Annotated in this window: 13 protein-coding genes; 2 read left to right on the forward strand and 11 right to left on the reverse strand. The window is 40.3% G+C overall.

Annotation, left to right across the window (positions count from 1 at the left end; translation table 11 throughout):
• Positions 1-38 precede the first annotated feature (38 nt).
• The gene (locus tag ACB088_RS02110) at positions 39-1,010 is read right to left on the reverse strand and encodes a class 1 fructose-bisphosphatase (RefSeq protein WP_375037873.1); all 972 of its coding nucleotides are present in this window, start codon (positions 1,008-1,010) and stop codon (positions 39-41) included.
• A gap of 184 nt (positions 1,011-1,194) precedes the next feature.
• Here ACB088_RS02110 and ACB088_RS02115 point away from each other — a divergent pair, with 184 nt between their 5' ends.
• Positions 1,195-1,380, forward strand: a complete 186-nt coding sequence (locus ACB088_RS02115) for an NF038105 family protein (protein WP_003650227.1) — start codon at positions 1,195-1,197, stop codon at positions 1,378-1,380.
• Positions 1,381-1,438: 58 nt separating this feature from the next.
• Here ACB088_RS02115 and pal read toward each other — a convergent pair whose 3' ends face one another.
• The 10 genes from pal to ACB088_RS02165 all read right to left on the reverse strand — a co-directional run bounded on the left by pal (position 1,439) and on the right by ACB088_RS02165 (position 11,245).
• Complete coding sequence (gene pal / locus ACB088_RS02120) at positions 1,439-1,999, reverse strand: peptidoglycan-associated lipoprotein Pal (RefSeq protein WP_009393712.1); 561 nt, start codon at positions 1,997-1,999, stop codon at positions 1,439-1,441.
• 27 nt (positions 2,000-2,026) lie between these two features.
• Positions 2,027-3,307, reverse strand: coding sequence for a Tol-Pal system beta propeller repeat protein TolB (gene tolB, locus ACB088_RS02125; protein WP_004643698.1), 1,281 nt, complete (start codon positions 3,305-3,307; stop codon positions 2,027-2,029).
• Between the two features lie 93 nt (positions 3,308-3,400).
• Positions 3,401-4,864 (reverse strand): cell envelope integrity protein TolA, encoded by a 1,464-nt coding sequence (gene tolA, locus ACB088_RS02130; RefSeq protein WP_375037874.1) that lies wholly within the window; start codon positions 4,862-4,864, stop codon positions 3,401-3,403.
• A gap of 3 nt (positions 4,865-4,867) precedes the next feature.
• The gene (tolR, locus tag ACB088_RS02135; protein ID WP_005067772.1) at positions 4,868-5,320 is read right to left on the reverse strand and encodes a protein TolR; all 453 of its coding nucleotides are present in this window, start codon (positions 5,318-5,320) and stop codon (positions 4,868-4,870) included.
• Entirely contained in the window at positions 5,320-6,018 is a 699-nt protein-coding gene (gene tolQ, locus ACB088_RS02140; protein ID WP_003650232.1) for a protein TolQ, read from the reverse strand. The genes tolR and tolQ overlap by 1 nt, the downstream gene beginning before the upstream one ends.
• 23 nt (positions 6,019-6,041) lie before the next feature.
• Positions 6,042-6,449 (reverse strand): tol-pal system-associated acyl-CoA thioesterase, encoded by a 408-nt coding sequence (gene ybgC, locus ACB088_RS02145; protein WP_004643695.1) that lies wholly within the window; start codon positions 6,447-6,449, stop codon positions 6,042-6,044.
• A 210-nt stretch (positions 6,450-6,659) separates the two neighbouring features.
• Positions 6,660-7,994: a M20 family metallopeptidase gene (locus ACB088_RS02150; protein ID WP_375037875.1), complete on the reverse strand. Its 1,335-nt coding sequence runs from the start codon at positions 7,992-7,994 to the stop codon at positions 6,660-6,662.
• Between the two features lie 205 nt (positions 7,995-8,199).
• The gene (gene ruvB, locus ACB088_RS02155) at positions 8,200-9,204 is read right to left on the reverse strand and encodes a Holliday junction branch migration DNA helicase RuvB (protein WP_004643694.1); all 1,005 of its coding nucleotides are present in this window, start codon (positions 9,202-9,204) and stop codon (positions 8,200-8,202) included.
• 7 nt (positions 9,205-9,211) lie between these two features.
• Entirely contained in the window at positions 9,212-9,811 is a 600-nt protein-coding gene (gene ruvA, locus ACB088_RS02160; protein WP_092706557.1) for a Holliday junction branch migration protein RuvA, read from the reverse strand.
• Positions 9,812-9,904: 93 nt separating this feature from the next.
• A complete protein-coding gene (locus ACB088_RS02165) occupies positions 9,905-11,245 on the reverse strand; it encodes a deoxyguanosinetriphosphate triphosphohydrolase (RefSeq protein ID WP_003650236.1) in 1,341 nt (446 codons plus the stop codon).
• Positions 11,246-11,554: 309 nt separating this feature from the next.
• Between ACB088_RS02165 and purL the strand changes: the two genes are divergently transcribed.
• Positions 11,555-15,388 carry a phosphoribosylformylglycinamidine synthase gene (gene purL, locus ACB088_RS02170; RefSeq protein WP_375037876.1) on the forward strand — a complete coding sequence of 1,278 codons (3,834 nt, stop codon included), beginning with the start codon at positions 11,555-11,557 and terminating at the stop codon, positions 15,386-15,388.
• Positions 15,389-15,455: the final 67 nt, after the last annotated feature.

The raw sequence follows: 15,455 nt of genomic DNA on the forward strand, positions 1-15,455 counted from the left end.
GCACCATCATACTATGATGCCCTAAGTAATTAAAATTATTAATGATAACTTGTTACGCGTTCAACTTCATTTTTAGAACCAATAATCACAGGAACTCGTTGATGAAGTTCTGTTGGTTCAATGTCTAAAATGCGAACACGGCCTGTAGTTGATGCACCACCAGCTTGTTCAATGAGCATACTCATTGGATTTGCTTCATACATTAAACGTAAGCGACCCGCTTTTTTCGGATCTTTTAAGTCATATGGATAAAGGAAAATACCACTGCGGCATAAAATACGGTGAATATCACCCACCATACATGCTACCCAGCGCATGTTGAAATCTTTTTCACGAATAGAGTTTTTACCTGCAAGTAATTCATCAATATATTGTTTTACAGGATCTTCCCAATGACGTTGATTAGAAGCGTTAATTGCAAACTCTTGAGTATCTGCTGCAACTTGAACGTTGTCAGTAGTGAGCAAGAATGTTTGAGTTTCTGGGTCTAAAGTAAAGAATGCTACGCCATTTCCAACTGTCAAAGCCATCATGGTTGATGGGCCATAAAGTACATAACCAGCAGCAACTTGCTGTGTACCAGCTTGCATGAAATCTTCTGCTTGTGTTACCGCATTTTTTGCCGGCAGAATAGAGAAAATTGTACCTACACACATATTAATATCGATGTTACTTGAACCATCTAATGGGTCAAACAAAACTAGATATTTACCATTTTCTTGGGCTGGTGTGAATTCATCAAGCTCTTCAGAAGCAAGACCACCTACTTGTGGATGAACTTTTAATGCATCGATTAAATAGTCATTAGAAATCACATCAAGTTTTTTCTGTGTTTCACCTTGAACATTTTCATTACCAGCACTTCCTAAAATACCAGCGAGCGCACCTTTTTGTAAGGCTAGATCGATAGTTTTACAGGTTGTGGCGATAGTATCGATGACTTGAGCCAACTCCGGTGTTAGATTCCCTTTTTGTTGTTCTAAAAATTGGGACAAGGTGAGGTTGGACATAGAAAATAGCTCCTGTGCTTCAAGCATCAAAATGAGTCAGATAAATACGTGGCATATTCTAGATGAGAATGTCACAAAATAAAAATTATCTTACTTTATTTGTGTTGGATTTATGCTTACAACCCCCATTTTAAGTGGTATGTTGATTATATAACAACGGACTGTATATTTTAGGAGAATCGAAATGACAACAAAGAAGTTTGATGCGACCCCAACGGCAGGTGAACCAATCAATCTAGATGAAATTTCGAAAGAGAATGTTCAGGATGCTTGGAAAGATTATGAGGCAAAACCTGAATATAAAGATTTTAATAAGCATGATTTGATTGAATCGATGCAACATTCTGAAGAAGAAAAGAAATCTTCCTAAGTTTTGTTGTTATAAAAAAACGCTCATAAAAATATGAGCGTTTTTTTATGCGTATTCTTTATTTTAATAAAGGGGGTACTGCTTCGTAATTAATTTCAACGCGGCGGTTTTCTTTCCACGCAGATTCATCATGTCCTGCATTAACAGGAGCTTCTTTACCATAACTTACAGCTTCAAGTTGCTGTGGGTTGACGCCATTGGTAATTAAGTAACTTTGTACAGCTTTAGCACGACGCTCACCTAACGCCATATTGTACTCACGTGTACCACGTTCATCTGTATGACCAGTTAAAGCAACTTTTGAATTTGCATTTGCCATAAGAAATTGTGCGTGAGCTTGGAGAGTTTGATAGTCTTCAGTAGATAAGTCACTGCTGTCATAATCAAAATGAACAACGCGTTTAGCCAAAGCAGCTTTATTTGCCTCAGTTACACCTTTAGATGAAGCACCAGCTAAATTTTGAGCATTTAATGCCGCATCTTCACTTAAACCAGAAGTGTTTACCGTACTTGGATTTGTACCAGTTGTTGTAGTCGCTGCCGGTTTGCGGCTAGCACAACCTGTCATCACAAGTGCTACGCTAAGAAAGGGTAAGGCTAAATATTTGATTGATTTCATGATCATCTCCATCAATGGAATTAAAAGTTATTTTGGTGCCCAAGCCGGTTCACGTACTTCACCTTGTTCACTCGGTAAATTCATACGGAAACGTCCATCAGTAGACATAATAGACAACAAGCCACGGTTGCCTTCACGAGTTGCGTAGACCACCATTTGCCCATTTGGTGAGAAACTTGGTGACTCATCTAAACTGGTTGGGGTAAGAATATTGGTGATGCCAGTATTAATGTCCTGAATTGCAACTTTATAACTGCTGCCACTTGGGCGATGAACAAGAGCAATCTTTTTGCCATCTGCACTCAGAGTTCCACGTGCATTAAATGAACCTTTAAACGTTAGACGTTTTACTGAGCCATCAGCAAAGGTATAACGATAGATTTGGGCAGAACCACCACGGTCAGAAGTGAAAATAAACGATTTTCCATCTGGTGTATAACGTGCTTCAGTATCAATTGCCGAGTCGTTCGTCATACGTTTGACTTGGCGAGTTGATAAATCCATTTGATAGATTTCAGGGTTGCCATTCATAGATGCTGTAAATAGCATTGATTGGCCATCAGGTGAAAAACTCGGTGCGCCATTTAGACCTTTGAAACTAGTAAGAACTTCACGTGTGCCTGTAGATAAATCTTGTAAATAAATTGCTGGACGTTTGGTTTCAAACGAAACATAAGCAATTTTCTTGGCGTCAGGTGTCCATGCTGGAGAAAGAATTGGATCACGAGATGACAAAACAGTTTTTGGTTGTTCACCATCCGTATCTGCAATTTGTAAAGTATAACGTTCTGCAGGAGTTGCCGGATTTCTGAGTACATAAGCAATACGGCCACTAAAATCACCCGGAATGCCTGTAAGTGCCTGATAAATAGCATCACTTACCATATGGCCAGCTTGACGTATGCGTGAAGCTGGTACATTTAAAAGTTCATTTAAAATGTATTGCTGCTTTTGTACATCATAAAGTTGGTAATGAACTTCAAAACCCGTAGCTGTTTGTTTAATTTGTCCAGTAACTACATATGGAATTCCGGCAGCTTGCCAGTCAGAAGCTTGAATCTGATTGATTGCAGCATTAGCAGGTAAATTTTTAGATGAGCTTGTAAAGCGTCCAGAACGGTTTAAGTCAGTTTCAACAATAGGAGAGAGCCCATTGTCATTGTTAAACGGGACAATAGCAATTTTAGGTGCCTGATCTGGTGCTTTAGCAATTTCCAGATATAACTGGGCAAAAGCAGTTGTAGAAGCTAGGGGGCTTAATGCGGTGATCAATGCTAAAGATAGCAGGTGTTTGCGGCTCGTATTCATAAGTTTAAAGTCATAGCTGGTATTTTTGTGACTGTTGATTTTGTAGCATAGTTACATGCCTTAAACTATTTAAAGCATGTAACTCTTTCAAAATTATTGCGCTCTAAATGTAGAGTTAACACTTCTTGCTTCGCGCCTTGCATCTGGGTCTGATGGCATAGGATATGGCGCAGAGGCTTGAATTGCTGCCTTAATACTTGCATCTAAAGCATCATCTCCGCTTGAACGCGTGATTACAATTGAATTGACACTTCCAGAATCTGAGAGGGTAAAACGAACACCAACTGTTTTACCACTACTGCCTGTCGGAACATCCCAAGAGCGTCGAATTTTTTGCTCAAAATCACGTCTAGCTGAAGAAGCAACTTTTTTAGCCTCAGCTTTCTTTTGAGCTGCCTCTTCTTGTGCTTTTTGAGCAGATGCAGCTTTTGCTTCAGCCTCTGCTTCAGCTTTACGTTTAGCATCGTCAGCAGCTTTTTGTTGTTTGGCTTTTGCATCTGCTTCGGCTTTGCGTTTAGCGTCGTCATTGGCTTTTTGCTGTTTAGCTTTTGCATCGGCATCAGCTTTACGTTTGGCATCTTCATTGGCTTTTTGCTGTTTAGCTTTAGCATCTGCTTCGGCTTTGCGCTTAGCGTCGTCATTGGCTTTTTGCTGTTTGGCTTTTGCATCGGCGTCAGCTTTACGTTTAGCATCTTCATTTGCTTTTTGCTGCTTAGCTTTTGCATCGGCGTCAGCTTTACGCTTAGCATCTTCATTTAATTTTTGCTGCTTAGCTTTTGCATCAGTCTCAGCTTTACGTTTAGCATCGTCATTAGCCTTTTGCTGTTTAGCTTTAGCATCATTTTCAGCTTTACGTTTAGCGTCGTCATTAGCTTTTTGCTGCTTGGCTCTTGCCTCAGCGTCAGCTTTACGTTTAGCTTCTTGCTGTGCTAAAAGTTTAGCGTTTTCAGACTTTTGAGCCTCACGTTTCAGCTTTGCATCGGTCTCAGCTTTACGCTTAGCCTCTTCAGCGACTTTTTGTCTAGCCTTAGCATCTGCTTCAGCTTTCGCACTTTGTTCGGCTTTGCGTTTTTGTTCAGCTTCCGCTCTTGCTTTAGCTTCAGTTTGACGTTTAGCTTCAGCCTGCTGCTTTTGTGCTTCCTCTACACGTTGCTGCTCTGTTGCTTGTTTAGCTTTCGCCGCTTCCTCAGCCTTGCGTTTTTGTTCAGCTAATTTTGCTTGTTGTGCCTGTTCAGCTTTTTGCTTTTCAGCAGCGAGCTGCTGTGCAGTCGGAGGAGGGGGCACTGCTGGAAGATTTTGAGGAAGAGTTTCATCCACAATAGGGCTTAACACCTCTTTTGCTTCATTTGTAGCAGTTGTCTCTTGTTCAATTTCTTTCGCTAAAGGCGGGGGTAAATCTTCTGGCTTAACTAAAATAGTTGTTAGCTTTTTTGGCTGTTCAGGTGGTTTACTCAAGCCTAAAAAAAGCAAGCCAACAATGGCAATTGCATGAACTCCAATTGTAAAGCTCAATGCAATCGCATTTTGTTTAAAGTGTGGCTTTTGATTTTTATTCATAGCTTATTTTAAAGGCTCTGTCAGAAGGCCAACTTGAGTTAAACCTGCTTCTTGTAAACTTGCCATCAGTGATACGACCTCTCCATAAGGACGAGATTTATCACCATTGACTAAAACTGTGAGTTGTTTATTTTCTTGTTCAGCTTGTTTTTGAGCATCGCTTAAAACTTCTTCAAGTTTTTCACGAGATAATGGCTCATTATCTTTGTAATCTTCATACTGAAGATAAATATTGCCATCTTTACCAATCGTCACCATAGCTGGCATATCTTTTGATTCGATTGGATGGTTATTTGCTTGAGGTAAATCGACTTTAATACCACTAGTAATCATGGGAGCAGTCACCATGAAAATAACCAAAAGTACGAGCATGACGTCAATATAGGGTACGACGTTCATGTCACTTTTTAGTGGTTTTTTTATGCGCTCAAAGCGCCCTGAACGCTGAATTGCCATTATGCATCTTCCTGTGATGAACCCACAGACTGACGTTGCAATAAAGCAATCATCTCTTCAGCAAATAAAGCACGATCAGAGTAAACACTTTCGCTTTTAGACGTGAAATGGTTAAAAGCCAATACAGCAGGAATTGCAGCAAATAAACCAATTGCGGTTGCAATAAGTGCTTCGGCAATACCTGGCGCAACAGTTGCCAGAGTAACTTGATCAACAGCGGCTAAACCGATAAAGGCATTCATAATGCCCCAAACAGTACCGAATAAACCGATATAAGGAGCTACAGAACCGATACTTGCTAAACTACCTAAGCCATATTCTAGGTGGCTCTGATCACGACTCAAACCTACACGTAAAATACGTTCAGTTCCTTCAATTGTTTGTGAAACAGGGGCCTGACGTTTTTTGAGTTTAAAAAATTCACTTAACCCTTGATAAAAAATATCTTCAAGACCTGAGCGTTTTGAGTTGAGTTGAGCATTGTTGTAAAGCGTATTGAGTTCAGCACCAGACCAGAACATTTTCTGGAAATGTTCATCTTCTTGATGTGCTTTTTTATAACTCATATGTAACTTGGCAATCAGATACCAACTAAAGATTGATGCTAATAATAAAATTAGCATGACCAACTGAACGACTGGACTTGCCTGTAAAATAAGGTCAGAAATATGCAGGGTTGATTCAATGTTTGTTGCCATAGTTACATATGCCGGTTGTTTTTTTAGTCTTGTTCCAATTCTTTACGAATAAGATCACGTATTTCTTCTGGAAGACGACGAGCTATCAGTTCTTTACTTAAACATGCCAACTCAACCTCGCCAGAAGCAAGCAAGATTTCACCACGATAAATATTTTGTTGCAACACAAATGACGCAGCTTTACATGAAACTACACGTGCTGTAACAGTAATTAAATCATCCATTAAAATAGGACGCATATATTTTACGTCAATTTTGTGTACGACAAAGTTGTAGTCTTTTTGATGCCAGTAATGATCAACGCCAGAAGCACGGAGCCATTCAGTACGGGTGCGTTCCATATAGCGAATGTGGTTGGCATGGTAAACAATACCACCTGCGTCCGTATCTTCAATATAAACACGAATGTTGAATTCAAAATGATTCGCCATGAGAGGATTCCGTTTTAGTTCACTATAGAGCTTTGCATTTAAAATATGACTGCTGAATAAAACATCAATTTTATTCGAAGCCACGTATATGCTTTAAATACGGGGCAGTTTAGCAGATTGCATACTAAGTCCTATGGCACAACCTTTCAATTGCGATTGCTGTATTTCTAGTCTAAAAACGGTACATCTTATGGCTAGCATGCTTTTAAATTATGACGGTTTCCATGTGGTTTGAACTTGTTTTGATATATTCGGATAATCTAATACGAACCTTATATGTAACTCGGTCCCTATTTTTAAAGCCTTGTCATCTACAATAAAATAAGGATTATGATTTGGTGCAGCCTGACTTACCTCTTGATTTTTTGGTGTAGCTCCTAAGAAAACAAAGAATGAAGGCATCAGTTTGCCATAATATGCAAAATCTTCACTTGCACTCGCATTATGATCTAAAACATGTAATTTTGAATCTCCAGCAACTTTGGCTAAAGTTGGCTGAATAAGTTGAGTAAGGGTTTTATCATTCATGGTCACTGGTGCATAAGGTGCAATTTCAACTTTAGCAGTTACATCATTGGCTTGAGCGTTATGCTCTATCATGACCGGTAAACTTTTTAAGATATTCGCCCGTATCTTTTCGTTATTAGAGCGAATGGTCCCGATCATATTGACTTGTTCAGGAATAATATTTCCTGCTGTACCACCTTGAATATTGCCGATACTGACTACACCCATACCTTCAGTCAGATCTGTTCTTCGGCTAATAAGACTTTGTAAATTATTAATCATCAGTGCAGATGCATAAATTGGATCTTTGCCTAACCATGGGGTAGAGCCATGGACCTGTTTGCCATTGACCTGAATACGTAAGTGATCTGCACTATTTAAAATGGCCCCATCTTTATAGTAAAGATGACCACTTTTCATGCCTGCCATGACATGCATTCCAAAAATAGCTTCTGGCTTATAGTCTTTAAATGCGCCGTCTGCGATCATTTTTCTAGAACCGATTTGATCGCCATGAGTAAAGTTATCTATATCTGCACCACCTTCTTCAGCAGGTTGGAAAACAAAAACAACTGTGCCCGATATTTTATCTTTATTAGCAGCCAGAATTTTTGCTGCGCCTAATAACATTGCAGTGTGTGCATCATGTCCACAAGCATGCATCACATAAGTTTCTTTGCCTTGATAAATTGCTTTTTGTTTACTTGCAAAGGGTAGGCCGCTTTTTTCTTCCATCGGCAGAGCATCCATATCAGCTCGAAGTGCGATGATAGGCCCGGGTTTGTCGCCTTTTAAAATGCCGATTACACCAGTTTTTGCATAACCAGTTTTGACCTGAACGCCATAAGATTTCAATTCTTTTTGAACAAGGGCAGATGTTTTAAATTCCATATTGCCCAGTTCAGGATGTTGGTGAATGTTTTGTCTTAACTGAATAATCTGATTTTCATTTTGTTGAGCAGCATCGTTGACCCAATCTGCTAGGCTTAGTTGACTCATGAGGGCGAGTGGCAAAAATAAAGCGGCTTTCTTATACATGTCCTTATCCTAAAAATATTATTGTTCATAAGCTTTAATAGCTAGATTTCTTATAATGCAGTTTTTAAAAATATTAAAAAATCAATAAGGTATAAAGAAAGACTTAAAAGGTATCGAGTTGCTAATTGATTGATAAGACAATTATTATTTTATTTAAAAAGGAATAGTGTGATTAAAGAAGGAAGAGAAAGTTCTCTTCCTTTGGTTAATTTTTAGGCTCAGGTGGCGTTAGCCCAAACTGTAAATAAGATTGATTGGTAGCAATACGACCTCGAGCAGTACGCATCACATAACCTTGTTGAATCAAATAAGGTTCAAGAACGTCTTCAAGTGTGCCACTATCTTCAGCCATTGCTGCTGCAAGTGCTTCAACTCCAGCAGGACCACCATCAAAACGCTCTAGTAGCATGCTCAAATAACGTCGGTCTAGGGTGTCTAAGCCTGCCTTATCAACATTGAGCATATCAAGAGCACGTTGCGCCATGTCATGGGTTACTTCACCTGTACCTTTCACTTGTGCATAGTCACGCACACGTCGTAATAGACGATTGGCAATACGAGGTGTTCCACGTGCACGACGTGCAACTTCTTCTGCACCTTCAACTGTAATTGGCACATTCATTAAGTTGGCAGAGCGCGACACAATATGAGTGAGGTCTTCTACAGAGTAAAACTCAAGACGTTGTACAATACCGAAACGGTCACGTAGTGGTGAGGTAAGCAAGCCCGCGCGTGTTGTAGCCGCGACAAGTGTAAACGGGGGTAAATCTAGTTTAATTGAACGAGCAGCAGGGCCTTCACCAATCATGATATCTAATTGGTAATCTTCCATCGCTGGATAGAGAATTTCTTCAATAACTGGAGAAAGACGGTGAATTTCGTCAATGAACAAGACATCGCCTTCTTCAAGGTTGGTAAGCATTGCAGCTAAGTCGCCCGCACGCTCCAAAACTGGCCCCGAAGTAGATTTAAGATTACCGCCCATTTCACGCGCAATAATGTTGGCAAGTGTGGTTTTACCCAAGCCGGGTGGACCAAAAATCAGCGTGTGATCGAGTGCTTCACCACGACCGCGAGCAGCGCCAATGAAAATTTCCATTTGTTCGCGTACTACAGGTTGCCCAATATAGTCGGCAAGTGAAGTTGGTCGAATCGCCCGATCAAAATGATCTTCTGGTTTTTCTGCTCCACTGATTAAACGGTCTTGCATAAGTGTTTTACTTCATCATTGATTTTAGAGCAGCGCGAATAATATCGGCTGATTCGGTGTAATCGGCTTTAACAGCAGCAACAGCTTTTTGTGCCTCAAGTGGCTTGTAACCTAAAGATTGCAAAGCTGCTTCTGCTTCTGCCACAGGTGAGTTTGCAGCAAACTGAATTTGAGGTAGGGTAGCTGAAGAGGAAGTTCCTTGAGCCAACGTTTTGAAACGATCACGAAGTTCAATCATTAAACGTTCAGCAGTTTTTTTGCCAACACCCGGAACTTTGACCAACGTGTTGATATCGTCATGTTCAATCGTGTGTACTAGTAACTCAACGCTTAACGTCGATAGAATCCCTAATGCCATTTTCGGGCCGACACCATTTACTTTTAATAAGGTGCGGAAAATTATTTTTTCTTGAGCATCACTGAAACCGTAAAGCTGTTGAGCATCTTCACGGACAACCAAATGCGTCCATAACGTAACTTTTTGGCCTTTTTGTAATTGGCAAAATGTTGAAAGTGGCGTATCAATTTCATAACCCACACCATTTACATTCAGTAAGACAGTAGGGGCTTCTAGGGCAAACACTTCGCCAATTAAACATCCGATCATAGAGTAGTTTCACTTATTCATAACTGTAAATCTGGTCGTTCTAACATTCATTGAAAACGACACAGGTTTTATTTCTTTCTATATCAAGCCAGCTTAAAACAAGCCAATTTTATTACCTTGTAACTCTTGAGCCAAGCTATAAGCCTGATGATCTGAGAACTTACTGATAATATCGAGTACTTGCATAATATTACTGTAGTGATTATTGCTAAAGTTAGCACCATACAGATTAAGGATAGACATTAAACGTTGTTCTTTAAAGCTCAAAGATTTATGTGGCGTGGTCAAAGGTACAAATGCATCCAAAATTGTTTGCAAACTTTGATGCGCAATAATTTCTAAACCAGACTTTTGTGGATGTTCAAAAATTTTATCACGTGCCAAATTTTTGGCTGTTTCGATACCAATTGCAATATCGGGTGAGCAATATTGTAAAAGGTTGCCTTTAAGCTGACCGGTAATAATTTCATAATGATGTTTAGCAAAAGCTGTGGTGACTTCATCCACAAGCCGTTTCATAACACGACCACGTAATGCTGAAATCTTTTGTTGCCACGTACTGTCTGGGTGTGACAATTCTTCAGGCTGACCATAATCGGCAATAAGGTTTAAGAAAATTGGCTCAACTTCTTGGTAACTCAGCATATTTAAGATAATGCCATCTTCTAAGTCAATTAATGCATAGCAAATGTCGTCAGCGGCTTCTAACAAGTAGGTCAATGGGTGACGACAATAATGATATTCACCTAACTGAATAAGCCCGAGTTGTTCAGCAATCTGTTTTAAAATTTCTTTTTCAGACTGATAACAACCAAACTTTGCTCGTTGATGGGAAGGGCGATCACCTTGTGAAGCAATGGTTTTTGAAAGCCATGGATACTTTAAATAAGCCCCTAAGGTTGCATAGGTTAAGCGCATCCCGCCATCATTTGGATGATAATCAATGCGACTTAACAAACGTAATCCTTGAGCATTACCCTCAAACTGACGAACATCGGCTTCTTCTTCGGGGCTTAGTTTCTTCAAAAAATCATCATGTGAGGCATCATCGAACCACTCACGAATTGCATATTCACCCGCATGTCCGAAAGGTGGGTTACCAATATCATGAGCTAGACAGGCTGCTTGAATAATTGCACCGACATCGGCAGGAGAAATCCAGACGGGTAATTCATTTTTTATTTTTTCTGCTGCGAGCATGCCCATTGAGCGGCCAATACAGGAAACCTCAAGTGAGTGAGTTAGGCGAGTGTGAATGCCATCATGCTGTGCGAGTGGGTGAACTTGCGTCTTACGGTTTAGCTGACGAAAACTTTGAGAAAATATAATGCGGTCATAATCTTTATGGAATGGGCTACGAGCCAGTTCTGTACTGCTTTTTTTACTACCTAAACGAACTGCAGAAAGCAGCTCTAACCAACGCATTTGTTCCATTTATCATTATTCAAAACTGTAAAACCTGATCATGCCAAAAAAAAGTTAAAAGCACTAGCTTGGTGCGACATAGTTTGTCTTAGTTCAGGTTTTATTATGTTATTGAATAAACATGAAACAATTTATTTTTAGCTAGAATGCCTAAAAAAATGATTTTGAACAAAAAACTAATCACTTCTTGCAGAATTAGGTTACAGAATACTGATTCTACATCTAGCTGATTTTAGCAAGAAGCAGTAGAATATGCGCTCTCTCTAAAGTCACATTGCGGTAAGGTTCACAAGACCTGCCCGTGGAGCCAAAATCAACATGTTTATCGTGGCCGGTGCAGCAGCACATTCTTCTTTTAAGAAAGCTCAACTATTAACACGTTTATCGTCAATTAGTTCTGTTCAATCTTTTGACAGCCAATGGGTCTATTTGTTTGATCAAGCGCTCAACGAGCAGCAACATCAATCTGCTTTGCAATTATTGAATGACGGTGAGTCTTTTGAACTTCGTCAATCTGCAAGTGATGAGATTCAGATTTTAGTTACACCACGTGTGGGTACTATTTCACCTTGGTCTTCTAAAGCAACTGATATTTTCAAAAACTGTAATACGCCAGTGCATCGTTTAGAACGTGGCCTTTTATTTACGTTAAAAGGTGTTTCTGAACTTTCTAATGAAGTTAAACAAGTACTTCATGACCGTATGACAGAAACAGTTTTTGCTCAAATTGATGATGCAAAAGCATTATTCTCAGAAACGGCACCAAAACCATTAAATTCAATTGATATCTTAGGTCAAGGCAAAGAAGCTTTGGTTAAGGCGAATAATGAGTTCGGTTTTGCGTTATCTGAACAAGAAATTGATTACCTAACCGAGGCATTCGGTAAGCTGGGTCGTAATCCAAATGACATCGAGTTGATGATGTTTGCACAGGCAAACTCTGAGCACTGTCGTCATAAAATCTTTGGATCTGAATGGACAATTGATGGTGAAAAACAACCATTATCATTGTTCCAGATGATTAAAAACACTTATAAAGAATCTCCAACTGATGTGTTATCGGCATACAAAGATAATGCTTCAGTGATTGTAGGTTATGACACGATGCGTTTTTATCCGAAAGCGGATGAAAACGGTCACTTCGTTTATAAATATAAGAGCCAAGCTGCTCATATTTTAATGAAGGTTGAAACCCACAACCACCCAACAGCAATTTCTCCATTTGCTGGTGCTGCAACTGGTTCAGGCGGTGAAATCCGTGATGAGGGTGCAACAGGCCGTGGTGGTAAACCAAAAGCGGGTTTAACAGGTTTTACAGTTTCGAACTTAAACATTCCTGGTTTTGAACAACCTTGGGAAGAAAACTACGGTAAACCTTCACGTATGGCATCGCCATTACAAATCATGATTGAAGGTCCATTAGGTGGCGCGGCATTTAACAATGAATTCGGCCGTCCTGCTTTAAATGGTTATTTCCGTACTTTCGAACAGAATGTAAATGGTGAAGTGAAAGGCTTCCACAAGCCAATTATGATTGCTGGTGGTTACGGTAATATCCGTCCTGACCATGTAGAAAAAGATGCGATTCAACCAGGTGATTTACTCATTGTATTGGGTGGCCCTGCAATGTTAATCGGTCTTGGTGGTGGTGCTGCATCTTCTGTAGATAGCGGTACAATGGGTGAAAGCCTTGATTTCGCATCTGTACAACGTGAAAACCCAGAAATGGAACGTCGTTGTCAAGAAGTGATTGATACTTGCTGGCGTTTAGAAGACTTCAACCCAATCGTTTCTGTACACGACGTTGGTGCTGGTGGTCTATCAAATGCTATGCCTGAACTTGTGAATGATCATGAGTTAGGTGCTGTACTTAATCTTCGTAAGATTCCTTCATTAGAGCCGGGCATGAGCCCAATGGAAATCTGGTCAAATGAAGCACAAGAACGTTATGTTCTCGCAATTCGTCCAGAATCTTTGGATCAGTTCGAAGCAATCTGTGCCCGTGAACGTTGCCCATTTGCTGTGTTAGGTGAAGCAACTGAAGCACGTCACTTAACAGTTGAAGATCCATTGTTCCAAAATGATGCAGTTGATATCCCAATGCAAGTAATGCTTGGTGGTACACCACGTATGCAACGTTCTTATGAAACTATTGAACGTAGTGGTGATGATTTCGACGCTTCAAAAGTTGATTTGAAAGATGCGATTTTCCGCGTATTGAAAAACCCTACAGTTGCGTCTAAATCATTCTTGATTACCATTGGCGATCGTTCAATTACAGGTATGGTTGCACGTGACCAAATGGTTGGTCGTTGGCAGGTTCCTGTTGCAGATGCAGCAGTAACGACAACAAGTTTGCAAGGTTTCACTGGTGAAGCAATGGCAATGGGCGAACGTCCGCCAGTTGCATTGTTAAATCCAGCGGCATCTGCTCGTTTGGCAGTTGCTGAAGCAATTACCAATATTGCATGTGCGAACATTGAACAAATTAGTGATATCAAACTTTCTGCAAACTGGATGGCTGCTGCTGGTCAAAAAGGCGAAGACCAAGCATTGTTTGAAGGCGTGAAAGCGATTGGTATGGAAATGTGTCCTGCTTTAGGAATTGCGATTCCAGTAGGTAAAGACTCACTTTCAATGCGCACAACTTGGAATGACGACGGTGAAGATAAAGCTGTAACTTCTCCAATGACAGGTGTAATCACTGCGTTTGCTCCTGTGACTGATGTTCGTAAGACCTTAACACCTGAACTTAAAAATCTAGAAGATTCAGTACTTGTACGTATTGATTTATCTAAAGGTCAGTTCCGTTTAGGCGGTTCGATTCTTGCGCAAGTATATAAAGCAATTGGTTCAATCACTCCTGACGTTGATAGTTTTGATGATTTCAAAGCGTTCTTTGCTTTAATCCAAGACTGGAACAACCGTGGCTTGATTCAGGCTTACCATGACATCGGTGATGGTGGTTTATTAGCCTCTGTAGCTGAAATGATGTTTGCCGCGCGTTTAGGTGTTGCATTAGAAGACCAAACTCAAGCAAGTTTGTTTGCAGAAGAAATTGGTGCAGTACTTCAAATCAAAGCAACTGATTGGGAAGCTTTACAAGCAGAAATTGCTGCTTCTAGCTTGAAAGATGCAATTGCTGTAGTTGGTTGCGTAAACAACACAGATCAATTATCTGTAAATGGCTTAACTTTAGATCGTGCTGAATTACAACAAGCTTGGTCTGAGGTATCTCATCAGATCCAACGTCTACGTGATAACGTAGAAACTGCTGATCAGGAATTTTCATTAATTACTGATAATGCGCACCAAGGTTTGATTGCTAAACCAACATTCGACTTGAATGAACCTGTTGAAGCGCCGTTTATCAACACACGTCGCCCAAATATGGCAATCTTGCGTGAGCAAGGTGTAAACGGTCATATTGAAATGGCAGCAGCTTTTGACAAAGTTGGCTTTAATACGATTGACGTACACATGAGCGATTTACTTGCTGGTCGTGTAAGCCTAAGTGATTTCGAAGGTTTAGTGACTTGTGGTGGTTTCTCTTACGGCGACGTAATGGGCGCTGGCGGTGGCTGGGCAAAATCAGTTCTGTTCAACGCTAAATTACGTGATCAGTTTGAACAATTTTTCCATCGCGACGAAACGTTCAGCTTAGGTATCTGTAATGGTTGCCAAATGTTGTCACAATTAGCGCCACTTATTCCAGGTGCTGAACACTGGCCACGTTTCCACCGCAATATGTCAGAAGTTTTTGAAGCTCGTAGCGTAAACGTTCGTGTTGAAAAATCTGTTTCTGTATTGCTTGATGGTATGGAAGGTTCAATCTTACCGATTGCTGTTGCACATGGTGAAGGTCGTGCAGTTGTAAGTGAAACTGATCTTGCAAGCTTAAATGTAGGTAACCAAGTGGCATTACGTTATGTTGACAGCCTTGGTAACCCAACTCAGCACTATCCATTGAACCCGAATGGCTCACCTGAAGCAATTACTGGTGTGACTTCTAAAGACGGTCGTGCAACGATTATGATGCCACACCCTGAGCGTACTTTCCGTGCGCTTCAGCATTCTTGGAAACCAGAAGAGTGGACTGAAGACGGTGCATGGTTACGTATGTTCCGTAATGCACGTAAGTTTATTGGTTAATGTAACGATTGAAATAAGCCACCGTAAGGTGGCTTATTTATGTGTAATAGAATATTAAAAATAGTGG

Source organism: Acinetobacter sp. RW6, from assembly GCF_041956835.1.
Taxonomy (GTDB): domain Bacteria; phylum Pseudomonadota; class Gammaproteobacteria; order Pseudomonadales; family Moraxellaceae; genus Acinetobacter; species Acinetobacter calcoaceticus.